This window comes from Shewanella sp. 10N.286.45.A1, from assembly GCF_041470405.1.
Taxonomy (GTDB): domain Bacteria; phylum Pseudomonadota; class Gammaproteobacteria; order Enterobacterales; family Shewanellaceae; genus Shewanella.
Map to the genome: position 1 here is coordinate 3,367 of NZ_JBFRMK010000041.1, position 2,000 is coordinate 5,366.

General features: G+C 46.5%; 2 protein-coding genes. Both read left to right on the top strand.

Translation table 11 applies throughout. The annotated features are described in order from the left end of the window. Positions 1 to 189 precede the first annotated feature (189 nt). Entirely contained in the window at positions 190 to 813 is a 624-nt protein-coding gene (locus AB4238_RS03570; protein WP_372031361.1) for a tetratricopeptide repeat protein, read from the top strand. Between the two features lie 40 nt (positions 814 to 853). Further along, positions 854 to 2,000: VacB/RNase II family 3'-5' exoribonuclease (locus AB4238_RS03575; protein WP_372031362.1), on the top strand; the 1,147-nt coding region annotated here is incomplete at its 3' end.

The following is a 2,000-nucleotide window of genomic DNA, read 5'->3' on the forward strand; positions in this document are numbered from 1 at the left end:
ATTAGCGGCCTTTTTATTGGGTGTTCATTGAAGGTAAAAAAAGTCGCTGCAACTAGGAAGGGTTGAGGCGCAGGTAGTCCTCAAGAAATACGTTATACTGCCGATGAAAAAGACAGAACAGGCTACAAATACGTCTATAGCTGATAATATATTTGTGCTTGAATTTACTTACTGTCATTGAGAGAACTTATGCTGCGTTATGTATTAATTATTGTATTGTCGATAATTTCTTTGCCGAGTATGGCTGCTCCCAAAGCCGTAGACGTCTATACTCAAGAGCAACTGGTTGATTTAATCCGCAGTAAACGCTATTTGACACAAGTTAAAGGCGATGATTGCCAAATTGTAGAGGATATTGAAGCGAGGGCTGAAGTGCTAAAGCAGCCACTCTATCAGTATCTTTGGGCTGAAATGCTCAATTACGGGATCTGCGTTAAGGCCAATCCGCCACGTGGGATCTCGATGTTAAAAACCTCAGCACGACAAGGCAGTGCTGAAGCCATGGTTAGAATGGCGGAGTATTACCATGACGGTAAATTCGTTATGGAAGATAAAGAGCGTGCTGTGCAATATGTATTGCCCGCCGCTGCGACAGGTGACCTGCCTGCGCGAATCATGTTGGTTCGGTTATTTGGTGAAGGCTATGGCAGCCCACGCGATTACGAAACTGGATTTCATTGGCTATACAACGAAGTATTTAGCGATGAAACGGTGCAAGCCGAAGCAAACAATTTGTTAAAGGTGTTAGAGGTAAAAATGCCGCCCAGCTCAGTGGCTAGGGCCAAACAGGAACACCTGAGAACGCAACAATAAGCATGGCTGAAAGCAGCCATGCCAATATTTTGGAAAATGAATGATACAAGATCCACATATTAAGCGAGAGCAAGAAAAGTACGACAACCCTATCCCAAGTCGTGAGTATATTTTGGAATACTTACGCTCTCAAAAGTCCCCGTTAACCCGTGAACATATAGCAGACGCACTCAAGATTGAGGGCGAAGAGCAATTAGAAGCTATTCGTCGTCGTTTACGCGCAATGGAGCGTGACGGTGAGCTAGTGTTTACCCGTGGCAAGGCTTATGGTTTGCCAGAAAGAATGGACTTGCTAACTGGTACCGTTATTGGCCACCGAGATGGTTTTGGCTTTCTTAAGCTAGAAGAGGGCGGTGACGACCTCTATATCAATAACCGTGACATGATGATGTATTTCCACGGTGATAAAGTGCTCGCACAAAAAGCAGGTGTTGACCGTAAAGGCCGCCGCGAAGCCAGAATCGTCCGTTTAGTTGAACAGCGCACCGCGGCATTAGTTGGCCGTTTTCATCTTGATGCCGGCATGGGCTTTGTTATTGCTGATGACCGCCGCATCACTCAGGAGATCCTGATCCCTGAAGAGGACCGTAAAGGTGCTCGTCAGGGCGATATCGTTGTTTTAGAGCTGACTCGCAGACCTGGACGTTATGTTAAAGCTGCTGCAAAAGTAACTGAAGTTTTAGGGCAGCAGATGGCTCCTGGGATGGAGATTGAGATTGCGCTGCGCAATTACGACCTGCCACATAAGTGGTCAGGACTGATTGAGAAGAAACTCAGAAAAATACCCGATGAAGTGACAGAGGCTGATAAAGAAGGCCGTGTTGACTTACGTCATTTACCGTTAGTGACTATTGACGGCGAAGATGCCCGTGACTTTGACGATGCAGTATATGCAGAGAAGAAAAAATCAGGCGGCTGGCGTCTATGGGTCGCAATCGCTGATGTTAGCCATTATGTGCGCACAGAATCAGCATTAGATAGAGAAGCGCGCTCGCGCGGTAACTCGGTGTACTTCCCATCTCAAGTCATTCCTATGCTGCCAGAGAAGATCTCAAATGGCCTGTGTTCGTTGATGCCAGAGGTTGATCGACTGTGTATGGTCGCTGAGATGACCATTTCTGCAGCGGGCAAATTATCTGGATATAAGTTTTACCCCGCAGTGATGCATTCTCATGCTCGTCTAACCT

What these genes read in the sequence shown, in the direction of transcription:
- AB4238_RS03570 (WP_372031361.1), top strand. Translation starts at nt 190, where the DNA reads ATGCTGCGTTATGTATTAATTATTGTATTGTCGATAATTTCTTTGCCG.